Here is a 22695-nt window from a genome sequence, read left to right on the forward strand (position 1 = left end):
AATCGCTGCAAATGTACTAAAATGACTCTCAATTAAATAAATTAGTATATGAAAACAATTCAATTACCTTTGTCGCACTTAAATAATCATATGAAATTTTCAGAATTAGGAATAATTGATCCCATTTTAAAAGCCTTAAATAATGAAGGCTACACACATCCAACACCAATTCAGGAGCAATCAATTCCTATTTTGTTAAACCGAAAAGATTTATTGGGTTGTGCCCAAACCGGAACCGGAAAAACGGCAGCTTTTACAATTCCTATTCTCCAACATTTGTATAATAGTAAGGAAGATTATAAAGGAAAACGTAAAATTAGATCGCTTATAGTTACGCCAACACGTGAACTTGCTATCCAAATTGCTGAAAGCATCACAACTTACGGCAAACACACAGGAATTAAAAACACCGTAATTTTTGGAGGCGTAAAACAAGGCTCGCAAACCGATGCTTTGAGAAGAGGAACAGATATTTTAGTTGCAACTCCTGGGCGTTTGTTAGATTTAATTTCGCAAGGTTTTATAACTTTAAAAGATGTAAAATACTTTGTGTTAGATGAAGCCGATCAAATGTTAGATATGGGCTTTATTCACGATATTAAAAAAATTATTGCAAAGCTTCCTTTTAAACGTCAATCACTTTTCTTTTCAGCAACTATGCCAAAAGCTATTGTTGAATTATCAAGTAAAATTTTAGGAAACCCAGAAAAAGTTACCATAAAACCTAAACAAGCAACTGCCGAAAAAGTTGAACAAGCCATTTACTTTGTTAGTAAACCTAACAAAACAAAATTATTGATTCATATTATTGAAGAAAACCCTAATACATCTGTTTTGGTGTTTTCTAGAACAAAACACGGATCTGATAAAATTGTACGACAGTTAGGTAAAGCCAATATAAAGGCAGCTGCCATTCACGGTAACAAATCTCAAGGCGCTCGCCAAAGAGCTTTAGGAAACTTTAAAAAAGGGGAATTAAATGTGTTAATTGCAACCGATATTGCCGCAAGAGGAATTGACGTTGAAGAATTATCACTCGTAATCAATTACGATTTGCCAAACATTCCTGAAACCTATGTGCATAGAATTGGTAGAACAGGAAGAGCAAAAGCTAGTGGAATTGCGCTTTCTTTTTGTAATAATGAAGAAAAAGCATTTTTAAAAGACATTCAAAAACTAATTAATCAGCAAATTCCAGTTATTGAAGAACATCCGTTTCCTTTAAGCGTAGATGATGTTGTTGCTCCGCCGCAAAAACAAACTAAAAACCAACGAAAAAAAGTAAAACGAAGAGCTGAAAAACCTAAAGAAGGTGAAAATTCTAACAAGCCTAAACCTAAAAAGAAAAGGTATTATTCTAAAGGTAGAAGAAAATAGCTTTCTATTTTTTTATTTTATTTCTTACATAAATTAGTTTAAACCTACCTTTGCTTTGACTATCGCGTTGTTCAATTTCAAATTGAGATAACGATTTAAATAGTGGCGTTAATTTTTCAAAACCAAAGTTACGCGCATCAAAATTTGGTTGCTTTTTTAATAGTGATGAACCAACATCACCCATAAAAGCCCAACCATCATCATCAGAAACATCGTCAACCGAGTTTCTTAAAAATCGGATAACTTTTGGGGTAATTTTATTTATACTTGTTTTTTTAGTTTTTGGTTTTCCATTTTCAGCATCATCATCAGAAATGTCTAAAATTTCTAAATAAATAAACTTGTCACAAGCTACAATAAATGGGTTTGGCGTTTTTTGTTCTCCAATACCATAAACTACTAAACCTGCTTCACGCAAACGTGTAGCTAATTTTGTAAAATCACTATCCGACGATACCAAACAAAAACCATTCACTTTTTCAGAATACAAAATATCCATTGCATCAATAATCATTGCAGAATCTGTAGCATTTTTACCTGTTGTATATCCATATTGTTGAATTGGTGTAATCGCATTTTCTAACAAAATATTCTTCCATTTAGAAAGGTGCGGTTTGGTCCAATCACCATAAATACGTTTAATGGTAGGCGTCCCGTATTTGGTAATTTCCTCCATCATTTCTTTTATATATTTTGATGGAATATTATCTCCATCAATAAGCACAGCTAATTTTATATCTTCTTTCATAATGGATAAAGGTATTGAAATATGCTAACACTAACTAATTCTTGTAAAAATTTAGAGTATTATTCATCTTCCAATTTCCATGTTCTAACCCAATCGTAATAAGTAGTTCTATCTTCCTCACTACCTGTCATACCTCCATCATCAGGCACAGGATTCCAATCGTATGTTTCAACAACCATTCTTAAATACATTTTTAAGTTAAATTCAGCTTCTGGGCTTCCTGAATAAACCTTTTTACCATCAAGAAAAAATTGAACTTCGGTAGAACTTTTCCACCAAGCAGCATATACATGATAATCTTCAGAAGCTATACCTCCAATTAAAGTATCTCCACCAACAGTACCTGTAGGAGTTTCAGTACAAGTTGTATTTCTGCTATGCATATGATATCCCATATGTCTATCAGTAGTTTGCGCCCAACTATCTGTACTTGTAATTTGTCCTACACATTCTTGTATATCTAATTCGGTGGTTCTTACATCACAACCTTCTCCTTCATTTCTAACATTAATTAACCAAAATGTTGAAGACATAAAAGTTTTATTTGCTTTCATTCTACATTCAAAATAATAACCAACTTCAGCTGCTGTGTTTGAAGTAATATTTGAACCTTCGTGTGTAAAAGTTACGTCATTTACAACTTCAGGCTCAGATAATATGTTTGCAGTAAGCTGCAAATTTCCTTCCGCTTGTGAAACTGTATTTTTTTTAAATAATCCTGGAGCTCTTCCAATCCATTTACTTGGATCTGTGTTTTTCCATTTTACTTCATCTAGAGCATTTTCATTAAACTCATCAGTAAGCCCTTCAACTTTCACCCATTTTTTTCCAGTTGGTAATGGATTATTATCTTCTATAAAATAAGGGGAATCTGAAGATGGAGCATTTCTTTCTATTGTAATATCAAAACTACAAGAAGTAGAATTTCCAGCTTTATCGGTTGCTAAAAATGTATTTGTAGTTGTTCCAACAGGAAAAACGTCACCAGAAGGTAAACCTGCAGTTTGTTCTGTAACAACACCAGATAAATTATCTGTACCAACAGGAGTTGTATAATTTACAATTGAACCATTTTCATTAGCTTCAATAAAAATATTAATTGGATCTACACAAACTATCACTGGATTTTCATTGTCTAGTTGCTCAATTATCTCTTCGCTTTCATCAGAACTTCCTCCACAAGCAATAACAACAAACAATACTATAGCGTACAAATAATAAAACTGAATTTTTAACATACTACTAATTTTTTATTTTAGATACACAAAATTAGTTTTGATAATTAAAATTTCAGATATCATTTATCCACATTTCTATAATGAATGGTTTTCTTAAATTTAAGTTCATTTATAGAGAATAACTTGTAATCATTTATAAATTTGTAGTCTATATCAATTTTTATAATAAAAATGGAGAAAGAGAATAACAGTAAAAAACAACCAAACAATCCTTTACATGGAGTTAAATTAGCTGAAATTATTCAATTTTTAGTTTCAACATATGGTTGGGAAGAATTAGGAAAACGCATTAAAATTAATTGTTTTAACAGCAACCCAACTATAAAATCGAGTCTTAAATTTTTACGAAAAACACCTTGGGCTAGAACAAAAGTTGAAAACTTATACATAAGAACTATTGAAGAATAAATCAATTATATTTACTGAAAATCACATCCCAAAAATGAAAAAATTTCTAATTATTATTACACTAACTATAGTTCAATTCAGTTATTCACAAGAAAACGCCAATAGAGGTTACAAAGTAACTATTGGAGAACAAGCTCCAAAAATTGACCTTACATATTTAGATGGTTCTTCTTTAACAAACGAAAGTTTAAAAGGAAAAGTTACTGTATTGCAATTTACTGCATCGTGGTGCAGCGTTTGTATTAAAGAAATGCCTCATTTAGAAAAAGATGTTTGGCAGCGATTTAAAAATGAAGATTTCACTTTAATTGGTATTGATTTAAAAGAAACTCCCGAAAAAGTGAAAAAATTTATTTCTAGAACAAAAGTAACCTATCCTTTTGCTCTAGATACTGACGGGAAATTATTCGATAGTTTTACCAATAAAAATGCAGGTGTAACAAGAAATATTGTACTGAATAAAAAAGGTGAAATTATTTTTTTAACGCGATTATATAATGAAGAAGAATTTAATAGTATGATTGAAGTTATAGCTTTAGAATTAAAAAAATAATTAACAAACTATTACCGTATCTTTGCAAAAATTCAGTTTTAAAAAACATTTATGCAATTCAAAGATTTACAGTTAAACAAACCTATTTTAAAAGCTATTTCTGAAAAGAAATACACCGAAGCTACAGAAATTCAAACACAAACCATTCCATTAGTTCTAGCTAAAAAAGATGTAGTTGCTTCAGCTCAAACTGGAACTGGTAAAACTGCTGCATTTGCATTACCAATTTTACAATTATTGTTTGACAAACAAGATGCTGGTAAAAAAGGGAAAAAAATTAGAGCTGTAATTGTAAGTCCTACTAGAGAACTAGCAATTCAAATAGATGAAAATTTTAAAACGTACGGTAAATACACCAATTTAAGAAGCACCGTAGTTTATGGTGGAACTTCAATTGAACCACAAAAAGATATGCTTAAAAAAGGTGTAGATATTTTAATTGCTACTCCTGGGCGTTTATTAGACTTGCATAAACAAGAATTTATCAACTTAACTAAAGTTGAAACATTGGTTTTAGATGAAGCTGATTTAATGTTAGATATGGGCTTTATAGACGATGTTAAAAAAATTGAACGTTTGTGTCCTAAAAACAAGCAAGTTTTACTATTCTCGGCAACAATGCCAGCTAAAATAGATGATTTAGCAACTGATATTTTAAAAGATCCAACACTTGTTAAAGTTGCTGCATCTTCTTCAACTGCAGATGGTGTAAATCAAAAATTATATTACGTTCACAAACCAAAAAAAATTGAATTGTGTTTACACTTGTTGCGTAATACTATAAAAGGAGATATTTTAATTTTTAGACGCACAAAATTTGGTGTTGAAAAATTAGAAAAATCATTACTTAAAAACGGTTACAAAGTAGATAGTATTCACGGAGATAAATCTCAAACAGCACGTGAAATGGCTTTGGCTAGATTTAAAACAAAAGATATAAATATTTTAATTGGAACTGATGTTGCTTCACGTGGAATTGATATTAAAGAACTAGATGCTGTAATTAATTTTGACATTCCAAACATACCTGAAACTTATGTTCATAGAATTGGAAGAACTGGTAGAGCTGGTAAAACTGGAAATTCATATTCTTTTTGTTCTGCTGACGAGAAAGCATACATAGCTGGAATTCAAAAGTTAATTAAAACTGAAATTCCGGTTGAAAAAGAACATCCGTATCCAATTGACAAAAACGAAAAACCTGGTTTATTCTTTAAAAAAGATTCTAAACATAAAAAAAGTAGAAAATCAGCTGGTTCTAGAAAAAATAAAAAACGTTGGTATTAATTAGTTCCTAACTAGCTCTTCTTTTTAATTTTTAACAAACAATTTCAGCCCTGAAAAATTGTTAAATCTACACGCATTTATTTTACTATAATTACCTACAAACCTTAATTTATAATCAGATTATAAAAATGTATGCGAAATTGACATTTTTGTATCATCCTTTTTCACTTTCTAAAACATAAAAGATAGGTAAATTATTTAATTTAGCTACAAACCAAAACCTAACATATATTCTTTAAAAGAATAGACAAATTTAACATACTATTTTAGTATACAATAAATACAAAACACATGAAAAACTTAATTTCAATAGTAATTTGTTCTCTAATAATTATGAGTTGTTCAGAAACAAAAAAAGAAATTACAACAATAAAAGAAGAAACTGTGATACCATTCACACCGCCAGTAAGTCGTAAAATTGCTTATGCAAAAGCCGATGAAATATTAGCCCAACTTTCTATTGAAGAAAAAATTGAGTTAATAGGAGGTCATAACTTATTTTTTGTAAAAGGTCTCGAAAAATTTAACATTCCACAATTGTATTTATCTGATGCCACACAAGGTGTGCATATTCGTAAAGCATTAAGTGGTCAATTAGAAAAATCAACAGCATTTCCTTGTCCAATTTTATTAGCTTCAACTTGGAACCCAGAACTAACTCAACAATATGCAAATGCTATAGGAGAAGAATGTAGAGCTGGCGATATTGCTGTACTTTTAGGCCCAGGAATGAATATTTACAGAGTCTCAAAAAACGGAAGAAATTTTGAATACTTTGGTGAAGATCCATATTTAGCTTCACGTTTAATAGAAAATTATGTAGTTGGTATGCAAAATACCGGAACTGTAGCAACATTAAAGCATTTTTTAGCTAACAATCATGAGTTTCATAGAAGAACTTCAAATGTAATTATTGACGAAAGAACCATGCATGAAATTTATATACCCGCATTTAAAGCAGGAATAGATGCTGGCGCTATGGCAGTTATGGCTTCTTACAATAAAGTAAATGGTGAATGGGCAGGACAAAGCAAATACCTTATTAGCGATGTATTAAAAGGCGAACTAGATTTTAAAGGATTGGTAATGACTGATTGGTGGTCTGTTTGGGATCCTATAAAAACTATAAATTCAGGTACAGATCTTGAAATGCCCGGTGAAGCAAACGAAGGCTTTGCTGAATATGGAGATGTTTACGTTCGTTCTAATGCAAAAAAATTATTAGATGAAGGAAAAGTAACTGAACAAGCTATTAATAAAATGGCTAAAAATGTAATTTCTCTTTCAATTGCAATGGGTTTAGATAAAAGATCTGTAAAGGATGAAAGCTATTTGTCTAAATTTTCTGAACATGAAAAAATTGCTTTAAATACAGCCAAAGAAGGTATAGTTTTATTAAAAAATGAAAATGTATTACCCATTTCAAAAAATAAAAAAATACTAATAACCGGAGACTATGTAGAAGAAATAGCTCGTGGTGGTGGCTCAGCAGAAGTAGAAGGCTACAATAATGTTTCAATGTTAGACGCTCTTAAAAAAGAATTTAATAATATAACCTATTCTAAAAACCCAACAGATGAAGAAATTACTAAAAATGACGTAGTAATTATAAGCATTGGAACTATAGACCACGAAGGCTGGGATAAAGAATTTGAATTAACACCAGAAACAAATACTAAAATAGTAAATATTACTTCTCAAAACCCAAATACTATAGTTGTTGTTAACTCTGGTAGCGGAATAGAAATGACACCTTGGAACCAAAAAGTTGCTGGAATTATTAATGCTTGGTATGTTGGTCAAAATGGAAATACAGCTTTAGCTGAAATTATTTCTGGAAAAACAAACCCATCTGGAAAACTTCCTATTTCTATTGAAAAACAATTTTCTGATTCTCCAGGAGCAAATTATATCCCGGATATAAATGAAAAATACACAGGAGTTTTAATTAATGGTAAAATGACCTACCCAAAAGAAGATAGTGACATGAATTATCCACAAGTTGATGTTGAATATAAAGAAGGTGTTTTGGTTGGGTATCGTTGGTACGAAACTAAAAATATTAAACCACTTTATGCATTTGGCTTCGGGTTATCATATTCAAGTTTTGAATTTTCAGATTTAAAACTTTCAACAACAAATTTAATTGATGATAATAACCTAAATGTAACATTTAATGTGAAAAACACAAGTAATATTGAAGGTGCTGAAGTAGCTCAACTTTATATTCAAGATATTAAATCGTCAATTATTCGTCCAATAAAAGAACTAAAAGGGTTTAAAAAGGTATTATTAAAAGGAGGTGAAACAATTCAAATTGAAATGGAACTTACAGCTAAAGATTTTTCATTTTACAATGTAGAAACTAAAAGTTGGGAAATTGAAAAAGGTGATTTTAATATATTAATTGGTAATGCTTCTGATAATATTATTTTGCAACAAAAAATATCGTATTCTAAAAAATAAATCTAGCTATTACAATATTCAAAAAAAAGGGTTGTTTTAATATAAAACAACCCTTTTTTATATAATTTCTAATTAAATCCACTCTTTTTGTTCCTTTTCGGTTAAAAAAGTCCACGCTACAACACGCGTAACTTTGTTGCCTTGATGCATTGGAATGGTTTTAATTTCTATTGCGCCTAACTTTTTTAAAGAAGCATACATACTTTTTAAATTGTCTTTATTAGAAACCAAAGTTGTGTACCAAAAACACTGTTTCTTAAACAAAGAACTCTCGTATAAATACGTGTGAACAAATGCTTTTTCACCGCCAATATACCAAAGTTCATTAGAGTTTCCGCTGAAGTTTCTTCCATCGGTAGATTTTTGTTTTAAGCCTTTTAATTTACGTTTATTAGCTCCCATTGCTTCTTCTTTCGACTTAAAAAAAGGTGGATTGCACATAGTTGCTGAAAATTTAGAATCTTCATTTAAAACCTTCTGAAAAATATGCGATTCATTTGGTTGAAATTGTAATTTAATTTCAGAATTCAAGCTGTTTTCATCAATAATTCGTCCTGCATTTTCAAGAGAATATTCATCAATATCAGTTCCTAAAAAACTCCAATTATATATTGAATTTCCTAACAACGGATAAATACACGTTGCACCTGTACCAACATCTAAAACTTTAACATCTTGTATAATATTTGATTCGCTCAACAAATCAGCTAAATGATGAATATAATCTACTCTACCCGGAATTGGCGGACATAAATTTTCATCAGGAAAATCCCAATTAGTAACTCCGTAATGTTTTTTCAACAAAGCAACATTTAAACATTTTACAGCTTTTGAATTTGAAAAATCAATGGTTTCTGTTCCGTATTTATTGGTAAACACAAATTCTTTTAATTCAGGACAAATTGTTATCAACGCTTCTAAATCATAACCTTTTTTATGAAGATTATTTTTATGAAGACTGCCACTACTTTTACTTTTGTTTTCCATTATATTGCTTAAGCTACAAAAGTACTACAATTAAAAGTTTTAACATTATTTTATATTTACAAAATGAATGAACGTTCGTTTTGTAAATATATTTTTATACATTTGCCCCATAATTAAATAAAAGAAACAATGGCAATTCGTAAAAAATGTCCAGAAAAAAGAAAATCGTTACTAAACGCAACCTTAAGTTTGGTAAACAATAATGGTTTTCACGATGCACCAATGAGCAAAATTGCGAAGCTAGCCAATGTTTCTCCTGCAACTATTTATATTTATTTTGAAAATAAACAAGATTTAATAAATCAGTTATACCTAGAAATTAAAGAAACGTTTTGGAACTTTGCTTTTAAAGATGAACTAAAAAATTTGACAGTAAAAAAAGCTTTTGAAATTATTTGGTTTAACATTGCCGATTTTAGAATGAAAAACAATGATGAAGCTATATTTTTATCGCAATGCGAAAACACGCCAATAGTTGATAAAAGTATAAGTGAAGAAGGATTAAAACACTTACAACCTTTGGTTGATTTATGGGAAAAAGGTAAAACCGAAGGTATAATTAAACCTATTTGCCCGTTTCTTTTATACAGTTTTACCATTTACCCAATGGCATTTTTAATGACCAAGCAGCATAGAGAAGATTATAAACTTTCTAATAAAGATTTTGAACAAGCATTTCAATGCGCCTGGGACAGTATTAAACTTTAAAAATGAAAAAAATAGCAATAATATTAGGTGCAACTGGCTTAACAGGCTCAATTCTTTTAGAGAAATTATTGAAGGATGATCGTTATGAAACTATCAAATTATTTTCTAGAAGTAAAATGGAAGGTTTACCTTCAAAAGTAATACAGTTTACAGGAAATTTACTTGAATTAGATACTTTTAAAACCAATTTTACTGGTGATGAAGTGTTTTGTTGCATTGGTACAACCGCTAAAAAAACTCCAGATAAAAAAGTTTATAAAGCCATTGATTACGGCATTCCTGTTACAGCTGCAAAGCTTTCAAAAGAAAACAACATCAACACATTTGTAGTTGTTTCAGCATTGGGAGCAAATGCAAAAAGCAATATATTTTACAATAAAACTAAAGGTGAAATGGAGCGAGATGTACTTTCAACAAAAATTGAAAACACTTACATTTTACAACCTTCACTAATTGGAGGGAACAGAAAAGAAGAACGAATTGGAGAAAAAATTGGTTTAATAATTTTCAAATTATTTCAACCTTTATTCTTCGGGAAATTAAAAAAATATAAAATTACTGAAGCTTTATCTATTGCCAAAGCAATGGTAAATTTAGCAAACTTAAAACCTGCAAAAAGAAAAATTATTACATCAAATTATATTAAACAGATTTCAAAAATAAATAACTAAAAAATTAAGATAAAATATGGAATTATTAGATAAATTAAATTGGAGATACGCTGCAAAAGCAATGAATGGAGAGAAAGTATCTCAAGAAAAAATAGATAACATTATTGAAGCTGCTCGTTTGGCTCCAACTTCAAGTGGATTACAACCTTTTGAAATTTTAGTGATTACAAATCAAGAAATTAAAGAAAAAATTAGACCTTTTGCTTGGAATCAATCTATGATTACAGATTGTTCTCATTTATTGGTTTTTGCCGCTTGGGATACGTATACTGAAGATAGAATTAATACTGCTTTTGATTTAGTAAATGAAGTACGTGGTTTTAAAAACGAAGGTTGGGAAGCTTACCGTCAAAAATTATTGAGTTTCTATCCACAACAAGATGCAGAAATCAACTTTAATCACGCTGCAAAACAAGCATATATTGCGTTTAGCGCGGCTATTATTGCTGCTGCTTATGAAGGTGTAGATACAACTCCAATTGAAGGTTTTGAGCCAGAAGCGGTAGATAAAATTTTAGGTTTACGTGAAAAAGGTTTACGCAGTTGTGTGTTGCTTCCAATTGGTTACAGAGATACTGAAAACGATTGGTTAGTGAACTTAAAAAAAGTAAGAAAATCTACGGAAGATTTAGTAACTGTTATTGAATAACAAATAAAAAATAGAGATTATGAATAATTTTGATTTTCAAAATCCAACAAAAATCATCTTTGGAAAAGGTGAAATTGAAAAAATTACCAATGAAATTCCTGAAGGAGCAAAAGTATTAATGCTTTTTGGAGGAGGAAGTATTAAAAAGAACGGTGTTTACGAGCAAGTTTCAAAAGCACTTTCAAACTTTGAAGTAATTGAATTTGGTGGAATTCCAGCAAATCCAGAGTACCAAGTATTAATGGAAGCTTTAAATATTATTAAAACTGAAAACATTACATTTTTATTAGCTGTTGGTGGCGGTTCAGTAATTGATGGTACTAAATTTTTAGCTTCAGCTGCATTGTACAAAGGTGATGAACCTTGGGATATTTTAACAAAAAATATTAGAACATTTGAAGGAATGCCTTTTGGAACTGTGTTAACACTACCTGCAACAGGTTCAGAAATGAACTCGGGCGCAGTAATTACAAGAGCTGAAACAAAAGAAAAATTCGCTATGGGCGGACCAGGTTTATTTCCTCAATTTTCAATATTAGATCCTGAAGTTGTAAAATCTATTCCAAAACGTCAAATTGCGAATGGTTTGGCAGACTCTTTTACACACGTTTTAGAGCAATATATGACGTACTCGGTTGACGCTAAATTACAAGATAGATTTGCAGAAAGTATTTTACAAACTATTATTGAAATTGCTCCAACAATGCTAAAAGATGAATTTGATTACAAAGCGGCTTCAAACTTTATGTGGAGTTGTACAATGGCTTTAAATGGATTGATTCAAAAAGGGGTACCAAATGATTGGGCTATCCACGCAATTGGACACGAATTAACTGCTTTGTACGGAATTGATCACGCACGTACATTGGCAATTATAACCGAAAGCCATTACACCGTTAATTTAGAAGACAAAAAAGAAAAGTTAGCACAATATGCTGAACGTGTTTGGAATGTAACTGAAGGAACTTTAGAAGAAAAAGCCAAAGCAGGAATTGAAAAAACCACTGCATTTTTTAAATCTTTAGGAATAGATACAAAACTATCTGATTATACTGAAGATTATAATGGAACTGCACAAGAAATTTCTAAACGCTTTACAGAAAGAGGTTGGAAAGGTATTGGAGAAAAAGGAAAAGTAACTCCTGAAATGGTAGAACAAATTGTAGAAATGAGTTATTAAGAACAGTTTGTCAACCTGAACTTGTTTCAGGTTCTCATAATAATTTTATATTACTATGGTGAGGTTCTGAAACAAGTTCAGAATGACGATACTAAACTTTTACTTAAATGTCATTTTGAGCGAAACGATGTGAAGTCCAAAAATCTCTCAAGAGATTCTTCATTTCATTCAGAATTACATTAACTTAAAATAAAAAAACCGAAGATTTCTCTTCGGTTTTTTTATTTGTAATATTTATTAAACACTTGCCACTTCTAACTCTTCAGCTAAAGGAAAATCAATTGCAAAATCTGCTAAATTGTGTATGTAATTACTAATTATTTTATCACCTACAACAAATACAACATCAATTAAATTTGCCTCTGTATAACCTGCTTCAAAAAAAGCATCTTTTGCTATTTGTGTTGCTTTTCCTTTATTTTCAACAACAGATGCGGTAAATTTTACCAAAGCATCGAATTTTGAATCGAATGATGCTGTTCCTTTTCTTAATTCAAGTATTTCTTCTTCAGAAAAACCATTTAGTTTTCCTAGTTGTGTATGCGCAGATTGACAATAGCTACATCCGTTTATTTGACTTGTAACCAAATTAATAATTTCACGCTCTTTAGCTTTTAAAGTCGATTTTCGATTTTGTAAAGCCAAATAATCACCTAAAGCCGTTTCGTTTTTTGCATAATAAGCATATAAATTAGGTACAAAACCTAATGCTTTTTCAAGGTTGCTAAAAATTGCCTGATTGTTTTCTGATACTTCGTTTTTTGTTGGTACACTAAATTTACTCATAATTTTATTTTTTAATAGTTAGTAGTTCTTTGTTTAAATTTTGAAACTTAATTCATTTCACAGTAATAATCCTTTATTGCGTGATGTTCACAATATTCTTCTTTTGAATTAGCACTATTTATAACTTGTGGTTTACCAGCTACTATTTCTTTAATAAACCATACTGCGTTTTTTACTGGATTTGAATGTTTCATAATTTCTGTTTTTTCGTTTTGTTGGTACAAAGATGCGATGAAAGAACAGGTAATTGTTAGGCAAGATTTCCTTATGAGTTGGCAATTCTTCCTAAAGAGGTGATTTTTTGTATTCTGAAGGCGAAATTCCTTCATTTTTTTTGAAGAAACGACTAAAAGATTGGATATCATCATAGCCAACTTCATACGCAATTTCTTTAATTGAAGTATCTGTATAACGTAATAACCTTCTAGCTTCCAACATAATTCTATCTTGAATAAACTGCAAAGGCGTTTTAGTATCTAGTTTAAAAAATAGATTGGAAATTGTTTTGGGCGACTTGTTTAAAATTTCAGCGTATTCTGAAACTGAATGTTTTGTTTTAAAATGTGTTTCAACCAAAAAATTAAATTCGCGAACAATATTGGTGTTATTTGTTTCAAGTTTATCATATTTATTTTGGTCTTTATAAATACGCGTACATAAAATAAGTAAACGTTTTAACAACATTTGAAGCATTTCTAGCTGAAGCTTATCTTTAGATTCCATTTCACTTTTAAATACCTTTAATAAGGTTTCAAAAGTATCTATTTCTTTTTCAGAAAGACTAAATACAGGCAATTGAGATGCTCCAAAAAATAGAATTCCTTTACAGCTAATTTCAGAGTCGTGATCTATAATACAGTAAAATGCTCTGTTAAAACGTACCATTTGTAGTTTTCCAACTTGGGTGGTTTCAATTTTATGAAACTCTGTTAAGCAAACAATTTCATTTTTTCTAAAAGAATGTTTTTTATTATCAATTGTTAATATTGTTGTATCATCTAAACACCAAACCAATGTTAAACTGCTTTCAATATTTTCTTTTAAAATATGGCAGTTTCCAGCATCAATTAATTCAACTCTTAAATATTCGTTTGTTAGACCTTTATACAACATTGTAACTCTTATTAATAAGTATTAAAAGTCGTTAAAAAAAGTGATTAATTACTTCAATTTAGAAAAATAATACTTTACGTAAACTAGAGCACTTTTCAAATCCTAAAATAGTTGAATTTAAGTATGATGTGATTCTAAACCAAATTTTCTACTCCGCTCAACTACCAATTAGTAATGACAATTACAAAAAAAAACCGAAGATTTCTCTTCGGTTTTTTTCAACATAGTATCAAAATTATTAAGCAAGTTCTAAAACTGTTCTTCCTTTTAGTTGTCCTTGCAACATTAAGTTCAGTTTTTCACTTAAATCATTCAATGTAATAGTTGTAGAGTTATATTTTAAATTATCTAATTTCCATTCTTTAGCAAGTTTATTCCATACTTGTTCTCTGTAATTCATTGGGTAATTTTGAGAGTCAATTCCTATTAACGAAACTCCTCTTAAAATAAATGGAAATACCGTTAATTCTAATTTTATTGAGGCCGCATTTCCACAAGCCGTAACAACACCTAACGGATGTACAGATTTAATCATATTCTGTAAAATTACACCTCCAACGGTATCAATTGCACCAGCAAATGCAGGTTTTAATAATGGTCTGTTTTGAAGTTCTTCAAAATCTTTACGTAAAATAACTTCAGTAGCACCTAAATCCAATAAATATTGTTTTTCAGCTTCTTTTCCAGTAATTGCAGCAACTTTATAACCTAGTTTGTTTAAAATCATTACACTTACTGATCCAACACCTCCAGTTGCACCAGAAACTACTATAGTTCCGTCTTCTGGTTTTACAGTTTCAATTAATCTTAAAACCGACATTCCAGCAGTTAAACCAGCAGTTCCAATAATCATTGCTTCTTTTTCAGAAAGGTTTTCAGGTAATTTCACTACCCAACTTGCAGGAACTTTTACATATTCAGCATAACCTCCATCGGTATTCATACCTAAATCGTAGCTTGTTACAATTACCTTTTCATCAACTTTAAATTTTTCTGAAGTAGAAGATGTAACAGTTCCAACAGCATCAATTCCTAGTGTGTGCGGGAAATTTCTAGTAACGCCTTTATTTCCAGAAGCTGACAATGCATCTTTATAATTTAATGAGCTATAGCTAACTTTTATTAATACTTCATCTTCAGCCAATTCTTGAAAAGGCATTTCTTTAATTTCTGAAACAAATTTTTCGTTTTCTTCTTCAACTCTAAATGCTTTGAAGGTAGATTTATCGTTCATCATTTTAATTGTCTTTTTGTTACTTTTGCAACAAAGGTCAAACAATATATTAATGTAAACAAGAGCTTACAATTTATGCACTAACGAACATTTTGTGCTGTTTTTAGTATATTAAAGGTCTTAAACGCAAAATAAAAATGAAAAAAAGTTATTGTCCTATAGATACTTTTATAAATGTGATTAAAGGAAAGCGAAAAAGCACCATAATTTTACATTTATCTCAAGGAAATAAACGTTACAATGAGTTAGTGAAATTACTACCCGATATTAGCGAACGAATGGTTACTAAACAATTGAAGGAATTAGAAGAAGACAAATTAATTAACCGAGAAGTTTTTCCTGAAGTACCGCCAAAAGTTGAATACAGTTTAACTGATTTAGGGCGAGAAATTCACCCATATTTAAAAGGTATGTTTAGAGGTGGAATTTTGTTTGAAAAAATGATTGATGCTGAAGATGAATAATATTTTAAATATACTTTGAATTTATCTATTCTACATTTAGGCTTTTGCCTAATAAGCTGTTCAAATTTGAAGAAAAAACATTTCGATCTGTTTTTTATACTAATAAAAATCTAGTGATTTGTTATTTCTAATTTTTAAGTATTTATCTAAATTATAGTTAACTAAAAATGGCTACACACAACGAATTAGGAGCAAAAGGAGAACAACTTGCTGTTGAATATCTTCAACAAAAAGGTTATAAAATTTTAGAACGTAATTGGCGTTTTAAAAAGGCTGAAATTGATATTATTGCTTTAAAAAATGATATTTTAATTCCTGTAGAAGTAAAAACAAGAACTTCTAATTACTTTGGAAACCCACAAGATTTTGTAAATCAGAAAAAAATTCAATTATTAGTGGAGGCTATAAATGAATATGTGATTTCTAAAGATTTAGATGTGGAAGTTCGGTTTGATATTGTAGCAATTATTAAAAATAAAAACACGACTAAAATTGAACATTTAGAAGATGCTTTTCTACATTTTTAATTCTTTATTTTCAATTTTTGACCTATTTTAAGACTATTAGTAGTTAAGTTATTTAACTTTTTTAATTCTGTAACTGAAATACCATATTTTTTTGAGATTGAATATAAGGTATCTCCTTTTTCCACATTGTGTTCCAAAGTTTTTTCAACCACTTCTGGTTTTATAGGATCTGCTTTTAAATCTTCCGAAGCAAAGGTTTCTAAATAGTTTTTAGTATCCTTAAAAAATTCTGGTTTGGCTAAAATCTTTTTATTTTTATCTAATACAAAATAAAATGGTGTAGCATTAATTTCATACAAACGAGCAGTTTCATTTTCCCATTTACCAAGACCTAAAATATTTGTCCATTTCACAAAATTTAATGTATGGTAATTATACCCTTCTTTATCATTTTCCAATGCAAATGCTAACACTTTAATTTTCGGTTTATCTTTTATAAACTCGTATAATTGAGGTACTTCTTTAAGACAATGAGAACAACTTGTGCTCCAAAAAACTAATATATATTTTTCAGCTGAATTCAACGCATGCAAACTTTTAGTTTCACCATTTTCAACCCAAGAAAAATCAGGAGCTATTTTCCCAACCGCAAGTCTTACTTTATTCATAAGATCATCAACCATTTCTTTACTTTGTAAATCAGCTGGCAATTTTTTATAATATTCATCTAAAACAAAATCAATCAACGTTGTGTTTTCTTCTTCTGCAAACGTATATAGTATTGCCTGTAAAATATCGTGTTTTAGGTTATTATTTTGAATTTTAGGTAGTACTTCATTTATAGACTTCTCGTACAATTTTTGCTGAACCTCAATATCTTCTGAAGCATTTAAATAAAAAACGTATTCAATAACACGCTCACTTAAAAATGTTGATTTTATTAGGTCTTCATCATTAAAATTTATATAATCAAAATAATGCGTTAACGTTGAATTTAAGTATTCTTGTGGTGTTTCAAATAAATTTTCTGAATAATATTTTTGTAAAGCTTTTATAAAACTATTTGCTAAAAAACCTTTTGTTTTACTTTCGCTTTTTTCTTGTAAACTATGATAGCTTTTTAAGCTTTTTCCATATTTTTTTTCTAACTCTTTTTTAACACTAGCATCCTTTACATTGAAATAATTTAATTGTAACGAATCTAATGTTTGAAGCAGTTTCTCTGATTCTAATACATAAGAATTATACAAATCATTTTCATCAGAATCTATAAATTTTGTGGTTCCTGAAGGAAATGATGGATCAAAAGTAAATTCAACATTTTTTTTATTGTAAATAAAATTAACATAGCCATTACGTTCAAAATCGTACATTAATCTATACATTCCTGCGCTGGCAGTTGCTGGCATTTCAACGGTAAATTTACCTTCTTTTATATTTCCATGATTAATGTACAGTTGCTTTGCCCCATTTAATTGGTAAACAACAGCCGCATCAAAAGTTGAGTCTAAAGGGTTCATCGACCCTTTTACAACGGCGCTCTGTGCAAGTAATAAACTAGGCACAAGTAGATATAAATATAGGATTTTTTTTAGCATCATATTTTTTTTGTAGTACAATTCAATAATTAGACCAAAGTGATGATTTTATAACTATCGCTTTTAGATTTATTTAATTTTAAATCAATCCATTATTTTTAAAGTAATTTACTATAGCTTCTTTTATTAAAACGGTTTGTTCACCAGATTTTAAATCGGGTAATTCACCTAAAACATTGTAATGTGGCCAACCATCTTCATCAAAAAAATCGAATTCATAATAACCAAAAGGCTCTAACAATTTACAAATTGCGATGTGCATTAAATTTACTTTATCGTCTTTTTTAAATTCTTTAACTCCTTGACCTAACTCCTGAACTCCAATTAAATAAATAATAGCATCAACATTAAGAACTTCTCCTTCTCCAAATTTAGTTGCTAAAATTTGTAAAATTTGATTCCAATCTTCTTTTAACTTTTCGTCTCTAGCCATTTGATTTTTTTAGTTTGCTGCAAATATAGTTATTAGATTTTAGTGATTTATTTAAGCTTTGTTAAACTTTTAGACTTTAGAACTTTCAAAGCTTTAAACTTAAACTTATATTTACAAAAAACATCATTTATGAGTACTTTTGACATTATAATAGCAGCCATTTTAGTGTTTGGTTTTATAAGAGGATTATTAAAAGGTCTTTTTGTTGAAGTTGCCTCACTAATCTCTTTAATTGCTGGTATTTATGGCGCTATCCATTTCTCGTATTTTGTAGGTGAATTTTTAGCTAAAAAAGTAGATTGGGATGAAAAATACATTACCATAGTTTCTTTTGCAATTACATTTGCAATTATAGTTTTAATAATTGCTTTATTAGGAAAACTATTTACCAAAATTGCTGATTTTGCTGCTTTAGGTTTTCTAAACAAATTGCTTGGCGGTGTTTTTGGAGCTTTAAAACTAGCACTTATATTAAGTATTATATTGCTGGTTTTTAACAAATTAAACAACACCATTCCTTTTATTTCTGAAGAACAAACAGAAGAATCTGTTTTATATAAACCTGTTAAAAATCTTGCGCCTACCTTATTCCCAAATTTTATAAAAGTAGTTGAAGATGAAGCTGAAAAAAGAATAACAGAAGAATAATTGTTAGGTCTATTTATTTTATTCGTCAAATACTACAAATTTTTTACATGAAACAATTTTTAAAACTAATTGCATTCACAATTTTAGTAATTGGGTGTTCAAAAAAACAAAACTCATTTAGTATTTCAGGTACTATTCCATTAGAAAAAAATACAACTGCAATACTTTCAATGGTTGAAAATATTCAAGAAAATTCAAGCACAGTTATTGATACTTTACATCTAAATGAACGCGGTGAATTTGCTTCAGTTTACTTTTTACCACAAGGAATTTATACACTAAAAATTTCTAAAAAAACCTTTCAATTAGCTATCGATTACAATCAGCATTTAACTTTAAAAGGAAAAGATGTAGAACATGTTAAAATTAAAGGTTCAAAAGACACTAAATTACTAATTTCTTATGAAAAGTTTAGAAAAGAATCTTTAAATAGATTGGTGAAATCGATTCGAAATAAAATTAAAAACATACCTAAAACACCTGAAAACGAGCCTAAAATAATAGAATTACGCGCTTTAGAAGTTGAAAATTACAAGAAACACATTCAAGAACTTACCGAATTTATCAAAGAAAAAATGGGAACTTCCATTGCTATTTACCCTACTTCAATACGATGGAGTGGTGAAGAAAATTTACCTTTTTACAAAGAGCTTGTTTCCAATTTTGAAGAGTTAAATCCCAATTCTCAAATAACAACTCTATTAAAAAATAAATTAGAATTATTACAAAAAACAACCGTTGGAAGTTTAATTTCTAGTTTTGAATTGCCAAATGCAGAAGATAAAAAAATTGCATTAGATTCTATAAAAGGCAAAATTACTTTGGTAGACTTTTGGGCTAGTTGGTGCCCGCCTTGTAGAACAGAAAGTAAATTACTGAATGAGCTGTATTCTAGCTACAATTCTAAAGGTTTTGAAATTTATGGAATATCTCTAGACAATAGTAAAAAACGTTGGTTAAATGCGCTTGAAATTGATAATAGAATTTGGACAAATGTGTCTACACTAGAAGGTTTTAAAACTGGAATTGCAAAAGAGTATGGTATTACTGCATTACCAACAAATTTTTTAATTGATGAACACGGAAAAATTATTGCAGTGAATATGCATAGCAATCAATTAAAACAAAAAATTGAAATGTTATTTAATTAAATTTCTTTCAAATCTTTTGAAGGAATCCATCCAATTTTACCATCAGTAAGTTTAATTTTTTTCCAATCGTCCAATTCATCTAGAATTTGAACTTTGGTTCCTTCGTGTAATTCAAAAACCTCTTCTCCACTTGGAGTTGGTGCATTTTTAATTTCAGTAGCTTCGGCAAAAATAATAGCTGGTCTATCTTTTTTGGTTACACCATAGTTTTGGTACGCAAAAAATACAGTAATTAACAACACAAAAAATGCCAAAATAGCGGTATTAAAAAAAGCTAATTTTGTTTTTGTTCCTCCAGAAAAATAATACATTAAAAATAAAATAGCCATTAAAAATGATGCACTAACAGCTATAATTGCCCAAGTTTCGTAAGTGAATTTTAAAATTACATTCTCTTGAAAACGTTGTAAAAATGTTTTAGGCAATTGCTCTATTGCATCTATACTCATACGTTGTGCAAATGCTAAATTAAATTGAGCATCAGAATAATTTGGATCTAATTTTAACGCTTTTTCATAATAATATATAGATGGTGCTACTTTGTTCATTTTATAGTAACAATTTCCAATATTAAAATACAAATCAGCCGATTCAAAACCTTGCTCTTCTATGCTTAAATACACATCAACAGCTCTTGAATAATCTTCGGTTTTATAGAATGTATTTCCTTCTGAAAATAATTTTTCAGTTTCTTGACTAAAAGAAACTAAACTTAAAAACATTGCTAAAACGACAACTAATTTTTTCATATTACAAATGTTTATCTATTTTAGTAATTACTTCTTTTGCTTTCTCAAGCTCTTGCTCCATCATTACATTTGTAGATGGTGTGTAGCGTGCAAAATCACAATCGTTTAACACCTCAATAAACTCTTTAATAGTTTCTGATTCTACACCTTTATCTTCTAATATTTCTGAAATTTTTTCTTTTGAAATATCTGATGTCTCAATTTGTAATTTTGCTTTTAAAAAGTTGTGCAATGCCTTTTCTAAAGCTATGTAAAATGCTTCATGATTTCCTAATTGCTTTTTAGCTTGAGATAAATATTTTCTGGCTAATCTATCTGCTAAACGAATTCTATTTCCAAATACATCTCTTGCTCTTTCTGCTCTTTTTCTTCCAACAAATATTCCTATTGGAATTACTAAAAACGGCAATAACAATAATAAATAAAATGGTGTTGTTTTAAAAAATGGTTGGTGTTGTTTAGTTTCAAATTCAGCGTTTAAAGCTATAAATCTAAAATTATTACCATTTGTTGTTACAGCTTTTTTAGCAACTGCATTTGAAGAGTCGTTTGAATTTAAAACATTACCTGGCAACTCTTTACCTTCAGTTACTTCAACATAAATAGCTTCGTTTTTAATAGTATTGTATTTTTTTTCTTTCGGATTAAAATACGAAAAAGAAACTTCAGGGATTTTATATTTTCCTTTGTATTGAGGCACTACAGTATAGGTGTCGGTTATTGTACCCCGCATTCCTGTTAAAGCAGTTGAGATTTTTTCTTTGTGCTCTGGAGTGTAAACTTCTAATTCTGGTGGTGTAGTAATTTTAGGAATTTCAAATAATTTCATATTTCCTCTTCCTGAAACTTCTACTTTTATTTGTGCAGCATCATTTGCTTTTAATACATTTTTATTTGCTACAACTTTAAATTCATATTCACCAACTGCACCTGAAAAATCTTCTGGTTTTCCTTCTTCTGGAAGTGATTGAACATTGACTACTTTTAATGGCGACTGTGCTGAATAACTAACATTTTTAGTTATCATGTTTCCAAAAAAGTCACCTCTACCTGTTGGAACTCCAACATTGAAATCCATTTTTATAGGTTCAATTTTTAATTTTCCACCTCGCTGTGGAATTAAAACGGCGCGTTTTAAAACTATATATCTATAATCTTCACCATTGTATTTTCCTTTCTGTACATTAATTTGCTTTACTTCAATATCTTGATTCCAAAAACCATTATATTGAGGAGATTCTGTTACTCTCCAATCGTGTACACTTATATTTTCGCTTACATATAATTTATAAACCACATATATTCCTTCACCTACATAAGGACTTCCATTTGAAACTTCAGCTACTAAATGAATATTTTGTTGTGCAACATATTCTGGGTTATTTGCATCTTTTGGAATTTCAATAGCTTCTGTAACTGTAATTTTAACAGGATTCGATTTTAGCGTTTTGCCTTCATATTCAATAGATGCAGGTTGAATGGTATATTCACCTACATTTTTTGGCTGAATAAAATAAATGTAGGATTGTGAATACGTTGATTTTCCATTTATCCAAGATTGATTTACAGATGAACTTGGACCACCAACAATTTTAAAATTAGTAAACGCTGGTGCTTTAAAATTATCTGCGCCTTGTTTATTTACTTTAAATTCAACTCTAAAGCGCTGATTTACTCCAAGTTTGTTTTTACTAACTTCGGTTTTAAATTCTATTTGTGCTATCGCAAATTGCGAAGCAAACATTAAAAATACAAGTATGTAACCTTTTGAAAACTTCAT

24 protein-coding genes are annotated in these 22695 nt (G+C 29.5%); 13 read left to right on the forward strand and 11 right to left on the reverse strand.

Annotated elements, in window-relative coordinates; genetic code table 11:
- Positions 1 to 90 precede the first annotated feature (90 nt).
- The gene (locus tag R3X25_RS03815) at positions 91 to 1377 is read left to right on the forward strand and encodes a DEAD/DEAH box helicase (RefSeq protein ID WP_317673398.1); all 1287 of its coding nucleotides are present in this window, start codon (positions 91 to 93) and stop codon (positions 1375 to 1377) included.
- A gap of 4 nt (positions 1378 to 1381) precedes the next feature.
- Here R3X25_RS03815 and R3X25_RS03820 read toward each other — a convergent pair whose 3' ends face one another.
- Together R3X25_RS03820 and R3X25_RS03825 are read right to left on the reverse strand one after the other, a co-directional pair.
- Positions 1382 to 2125: an NYN domain-containing protein gene (locus R3X25_RS03820; protein ID WP_317672018.1), complete on the reverse strand. Its 744-nt coding sequence runs from the start codon at positions 2123 to 2125 to the stop codon at positions 1382 to 1384.
- A 59-nt stretch (positions 2126 to 2184) separates the two neighbouring features.
- Entirely contained in the window at positions 2185 to 3363 is a 1179-nt protein-coding gene (locus R3X25_RS03825; protein WP_317672020.1) for an HYR domain-containing protein, read from the reverse strand.
- Between the two features lie 171 nt (positions 3364 to 3534).
- Here R3X25_RS03825 and R3X25_RS03830 point away from each other — a divergent pair, with 171 nt between their 5' ends.
- The 4 genes from R3X25_RS03830 to R3X25_RS03845 all read left to right on the forward strand — a co-directional run bounded on the left by R3X25_RS03830 (position 3535) and on the right by R3X25_RS03845 (position 8077).
- Positions 3535 to 3771, forward strand: a complete 237-nt coding sequence (locus R3X25_RS03830; protein ID WP_317672022.1) for a VF530 family protein — start codon at positions 3535 to 3537, stop codon at positions 3769 to 3771.
- A gap of 34 nt (positions 3772 to 3805) precedes the next feature.
- Positions 3806 to 4324 carry a TlpA disulfide reductase family protein gene (locus R3X25_RS03835; RefSeq protein WP_317672024.1) on the forward strand — a complete coding sequence of 173 codons (519 nt, stop codon included), beginning with the start codon at positions 3806 to 3808 and terminating at the stop codon, positions 4322 to 4324.
- A gap of 51 nt (positions 4325 to 4375) precedes the next feature.
- Complete coding sequence (locus tag R3X25_RS03840) at positions 4376 to 5611, forward strand: DEAD/DEAH box helicase (protein WP_317672026.1); 1236 nt, start codon at positions 4376 to 4378, stop codon at positions 5609 to 5611.
- A gap of 291 nt (positions 5612 to 5902) precedes the next feature.
- Positions 5903 to 8077 carry a beta-glucosidase gene (locus R3X25_RS03845; protein ID WP_317672028.1) on the forward strand — a complete coding sequence of 725 codons (2175 nt, stop codon included), beginning with the start codon at positions 5903 to 5905 and terminating at the stop codon, positions 8075 to 8077.
- A 72-nt stretch (positions 8078 to 8149) separates the two neighbouring features.
- Here the strand turns inward: R3X25_RS03845 and rlmF are convergent, their stop codons facing one another.
- A complete protein-coding gene (gene rlmF, locus R3X25_RS03850) occupies positions 8150 to 9064 on the reverse strand; it encodes a 23S rRNA (adenine(1618)-N(6))-methyltransferase RlmF (protein ID WP_317672030.1) in 915 nt (304 codons plus the stop codon).
- A gap of 129 nt (positions 9065 to 9193) precedes the next feature.
- Here rlmF and R3X25_RS03855 point away from each other — a divergent pair, with 129 nt between their 5' ends.
- Genes R3X25_RS03855 through R3X25_RS03870 form a run of 4 tightly spaced genes read left to right on the forward strand, consistent with a single transcriptional unit; the run spans position 9194 to position 12272 of the window.
- Positions 9194 to 9772 (forward strand): TetR/AcrR family transcriptional regulator, encoded by a 579-nt coding sequence (locus R3X25_RS03855; protein WP_317672033.1) that lies wholly within the window; start codon positions 9194 to 9196, stop codon positions 9770 to 9772.
- Positions 9773 to 9774: 2 nt separating this feature from the next.
- Positions 9775 to 10443, forward strand: coding sequence for an NAD(P)H-binding protein (locus R3X25_RS03860; RefSeq protein WP_317672035.1), 669 nt, complete (start codon positions 9775 to 9777; stop codon positions 10441 to 10443).
- A gap of 16 nt (positions 10444 to 10459) precedes the next feature.
- Positions 10460 to 11092: a nitroreductase family protein gene (locus R3X25_RS03865; protein WP_317672037.1), complete on the forward strand. Its 633-nt coding sequence runs from the start codon at positions 10460 to 10462 to the stop codon at positions 11090 to 11092.
- Between the two features lie 19 nt (positions 11093 to 11111).
- A complete protein-coding gene (locus tag R3X25_RS03870) occupies positions 11112 to 12272 on the forward strand; it encodes an iron-containing alcohol dehydrogenase (protein ID WP_317672039.1) in 1161 nt (386 codons plus the stop codon).
- Between the two features lie 237 nt (positions 12273 to 12509).
- Here the strand turns inward: R3X25_RS03870 and R3X25_RS03875 are convergent, their stop codons facing one another.
- From R3X25_RS03875 to R3X25_RS03890, 4 genes are all read right to left on the reverse strand, one after another.
- A complete protein-coding gene (locus R3X25_RS03875) occupies positions 12510 to 13058 on the reverse strand; it encodes a carboxymuconolactone decarboxylase family protein (RefSeq protein WP_317672041.1) in 549 nt (182 codons plus the stop codon).
- A gap of 47 nt (positions 13059 to 13105) precedes the next feature.
- The gene (locus R3X25_RS03880) at positions 13106 to 13252 is read right to left on the reverse strand and encodes a hypothetical protein (protein ID WP_317672043.1); all 147 of its coding nucleotides are present in this window, start codon (positions 13250 to 13252) and stop codon (positions 13106 to 13108) included.
- A 91-nt stretch (positions 13253 to 13343) separates the two neighbouring features.
- Positions 13344 to 14171: a helix-turn-helix domain-containing protein gene (locus R3X25_RS03885; RefSeq protein ID WP_317672045.1), complete on the reverse strand. Its 828-nt coding sequence runs from the start codon at positions 14169 to 14171 to the stop codon at positions 13344 to 13346.
- 238 nt (positions 14172 to 14409) lie between these two features.
- Positions 14410 to 15408, reverse strand: a complete 999-nt coding sequence (locus R3X25_RS03890; protein ID WP_317672047.1) for a YhdH/YhfP family quinone oxidoreductase — start codon at positions 15406 to 15408, stop codon at positions 14410 to 14412.
- 134 nt (positions 15409 to 15542) lie between these two features.
- Between R3X25_RS03890 and R3X25_RS03895 the strand changes: the two genes are divergently transcribed.
- Both R3X25_RS03895 and R3X25_RS03900 read left to right on the forward strand, forming a co-directional pair.
- Positions 15543 to 15869: a helix-turn-helix domain-containing protein gene (locus R3X25_RS03895; protein ID WP_317672049.1), complete on the forward strand. Its 327-nt coding sequence runs from the start codon at positions 15543 to 15545 to the stop codon at positions 15867 to 15869.
- Positions 15870 to 16036: 167 nt separating this feature from the next.
- Positions 16037 to 16396 carry a YraN family protein gene (locus R3X25_RS03900; protein ID WP_317672051.1) on the forward strand — a complete coding sequence of 120 codons (360 nt, stop codon included), beginning with the start codon at positions 16037 to 16039 and terminating at the stop codon, positions 16394 to 16396.
- Here the strand turns inward: R3X25_RS03900 and R3X25_RS03910 are convergent.
- Positions 16393 to 17856, reverse strand: a complete 1464-nt coding sequence (locus R3X25_RS03910) for a LysM peptidoglycan-binding domain-containing protein (protein ID WP_411556560.1) — start codon at positions 17854 to 17856, stop codon at positions 16393 to 16395. The genes R3X25_RS03900 and R3X25_RS03910 overlap by 4 nt on opposite strands.
- Before the next feature lie 157 nt (positions 17857 to 18013).
- Positions 18014 to 18367 (reverse strand): hypothetical protein, encoded by a 354-nt coding sequence (locus R3X25_RS03915; protein WP_317672053.1) that lies wholly within the window; start codon positions 18365 to 18367, stop codon positions 18014 to 18016.
- Between the two features lie 129 nt (positions 18368 to 18496).
- Here R3X25_RS03915 and R3X25_RS03920 point away from each other — a divergent pair, with 129 nt between their 5' ends.
- Together R3X25_RS03920 and R3X25_RS03925 are read left to right on the forward strand one after the other, a co-directional pair.
- Positions 18497 to 19015 (forward strand): CvpA family protein, encoded by a 519-nt coding sequence (locus R3X25_RS03920; protein ID WP_317672055.1) that lies wholly within the window; start codon positions 18497 to 18499, stop codon positions 19013 to 19015.
- 47 nt (positions 19016 to 19062) lie between these two features.
- Positions 19063 to 20166, forward strand: coding sequence for a TlpA disulfide reductase family protein (locus R3X25_RS03925; protein ID WP_317672057.1), 1104 nt, complete (start codon positions 19063 to 19065; stop codon positions 20164 to 20166).
- On the opposite strand, the gene R3X25_RS03930 is transcribed toward R3X25_RS03925, so the two are convergent.
- Complete coding sequence (locus tag R3X25_RS03930; protein WP_317672059.1) at positions 20163 to 20915, reverse strand: tetratricopeptide repeat protein; 753 nt, start codon at positions 20913 to 20915, stop codon at positions 20163 to 20165. The two genes, R3X25_RS03925 and R3X25_RS03930, sit on opposite strands and share 4 nt — an antisense overlap.
- A gap of 1 nt (position 20916) precedes the next feature.
- Positions 20917 to 22695, reverse strand: coding sequence for a BatD family protein (locus R3X25_RS03935; RefSeq protein WP_317672061.1), 1779 nt, complete (start codon positions 22693 to 22695; stop codon positions 20917 to 20919).

It is taken from the genome of Lutibacter sp. TH_r2 (assembly GCF_033101135.1).
Classification (GTDB): Bacteria; Bacteroidota; Bacteroidia; order Flavobacteriales; family Flavobacteriaceae; genus Lutibacter.

Excerpts from the sequence above, each read along its gene's own strand:
- R3X25_RS03885 (WP_317672045.1), bottom strand. The coding sequence starts at position 14,171 with ATGTTGTATAAAGGTCTAACAAACGAATATTTAAGAGTTGAATTAATT.
- R3X25_RS03825 (WP_317672020.1), bottom strand. The coding sequence starts at position 3,363 with ATGTTAAAAATTCAGTTTTATTATTTGTACGCTATAGTATTGTTTGTT.
- R3X25_RS03880 (WP_317672043.1), bottom strand. The coding sequence starts at position 13,252 with ATGAAACATTCAAATCCAGTAAAAAACGCAGTATGGTTTATTAAAGAA.
- R3X25_RS03915 (WP_317672053.1), bottom strand. The coding sequence starts at position 18,367 with ATGGCTAGAGACGAAAAGTTAAAAGAAGATTGGAATCAAATTTTACAA.
- R3X25_RS03865 (WP_317672037.1), top strand. The coding sequence starts at position 10,460 with ATGGAATTATTAGATAAATTAAATTGGAGATACGCTGCAAAAGCAATG.
- rlmF (WP_317672030.1), bottom strand. The coding sequence starts at position 9,064 with ATGGAAAACAAAAGTAAAAGTAGTGGCAGTCTTCATAAAAATAATCTT.
- R3X25_RS03935 (WP_317672061.1), bottom strand. The coding sequence starts at position 22,695 with ATGAAGTTTTCAAAAGGTTACATACTTGTATTTTTAATGTTTGCTTCG.
- R3X25_RS03875 (WP_317672041.1), bottom strand. The coding sequence starts at position 13,058 with ATGAGTAAATTTAGTGTACCAACAAAAAACGAAGTATCAGAAAACAAT.
- R3X25_RS03930 (WP_317672059.1), bottom strand. The coding sequence starts at position 20,915 with ATGAAAAAATTAGTTGTCGTTTTAGCAATGTTTTTAAGTTTAGTTTCT.
- R3X25_RS03870 (WP_317672039.1), top strand. The coding sequence starts at position 11,112 with ATGAATAATTTTGATTTTCAAAATCCAACAAAAATCATCTTTGGAAAA.
- R3X25_RS03820 (WP_317672018.1), bottom strand. The coding sequence starts at position 2,125 with ATGAAAGAAGATATAAAATTAGCTGTGCTTATTGATGGAGATAATATT.
- R3X25_RS03830 (WP_317672022.1), top strand. The coding sequence starts at position 3,535 with ATGGAGAAAGAGAATAACAGTAAAAAACAACCAAACAATCCTTTACAT.
- R3X25_RS03845 (WP_317672028.1), top strand. The coding sequence starts at position 5,903 with ATGAAAAACTTAATTTCAATAGTAATTTGTTCTCTAATAATTATGAGT.
- R3X25_RS03855 (WP_317672033.1), top strand. The coding sequence starts at position 9,194 with ATGGCAATTCGTAAAAAATGTCCAGAAAAAAGAAAATCGTTACTAAAC.
- R3X25_RS03890 (WP_317672047.1), bottom strand. The coding sequence starts at position 15,408 with ATGATGAACGATAAATCTACCTTCAAAGCATTTAGAGTTGAAGAAGAA.
- R3X25_RS03925 (WP_317672057.1), top strand. The coding sequence starts at position 19,063 with ATGAAACAATTTTTAAAACTAATTGCATTCACAATTTTAGTAATTGGG.
- R3X25_RS03910 (WP_411556560.1), bottom strand. The coding sequence starts at position 17,856 with ATGAACCCTTTAGACTCAACTTTTGATGCGGCTGTTGTTTACCAATTA.
- R3X25_RS03815 (WP_317673398.1), top strand. The coding sequence starts at position 91 with ATGAAATTTTCAGAATTAGGAATAATTGATCCCATTTTAAAAGCCTTA.
- R3X25_RS03920 (WP_317672055.1), top strand. The coding sequence starts at position 18,497 with ATGAGTACTTTTGACATTATAATAGCAGCCATTTTAGTGTTTGGTTTT.
- R3X25_RS03860 (WP_317672035.1), top strand. The coding sequence starts at position 9,775 with ATGAAAAAAATAGCAATAATATTAGGTGCAACTGGCTTAACAGGCTCA.
- R3X25_RS03900 (WP_317672051.1), top strand. The coding sequence starts at position 16,037 with ATGGCTACACACAACGAATTAGGAGCAAAAGGAGAACAACTTGCTGTT.
- R3X25_RS03835 (WP_317672024.1), top strand. The coding sequence starts at position 3,806 with ATGAAAAAATTTCTAATTATTATTACACTAACTATAGTTCAATTCAGT.
- R3X25_RS03840 (WP_317672026.1), top strand. The coding sequence starts at position 4,376 with ATGCAATTCAAAGATTTACAGTTAAACAAACCTATTTTAAAAGCTATT.
- R3X25_RS03895 (WP_317672049.1), top strand. The coding sequence starts at position 15,543 with ATGAAAAAAAGTTATTGTCCTATAGATACTTTTATAAATGTGATTAAA.